A 515-nucleotide genomic window follows, 5' to 3' on the forward strand; every position below is an offset into this window, starting at 1 on the left:
CACGACCATCGCCCTTTATCTCACGCGAGTCTCTGCAGGGGAGCAGGCTATCCGGGAAGCCGCGGAGCCCAAGCCCTTGATTGAAGGACACAATACCTGCGTCCTTGTGGTTGAGGATAATGCGGATGTCGGCGCGTTCGCCGTGCAGTCCCTGACCGATCTCGGCTATGTGACCGTCCTCGCGAACAATGCCGAGGAAGCCCTGGCGGAACTGGCAGGTGATGCCGTCCGCTTCGACGTCGTGTTCTCGGATGTGGTGATGCCAGGTATGAGCGGCATCGAGCTGGGCCAGAAGATCCGGGAACAGCATCACGACCTGCCCGTGGTCCTCACCTCCGGCTATAGCCACGTCCTAGCGCAGAACGGCACCTACGGGTTCGAGCTGCTGCACAAGCCCTACTCGATCGAGCAGCTTTCCCATGTTCTCCGCAAGGCGGCCACTTGGCAGCGGCGTAAGCGCATTCTCGCTTCGTAATTTGGGGCGTAGGAAAGTGATAATGGCAACATCATCAGGC

At 60.0% G+C, this 515-nt stretch carries 1 protein-coding gene; it reads left to right on the plus strand.

Annotated features, from left to right (window positions below):
- The coding region (locus P7D22_RS23395; RefSeq protein WP_319936633.1) for a response regulator at positions 1-475 on the plus strand (475 nt) is incomplete at its 5' end.
- Between the last annotated feature and the right edge of the window lie 40 nt (positions 476-515).

Origin of the sequence: Lichenihabitans sp. Uapishka_5 (assembly GCF_033947565.1) — a bacterium.
GTDB lineage: Bacteria > Pseudomonadota > Alphaproteobacteria > Rhizobiales > Beijerinckiaceae > Lichenihabitans.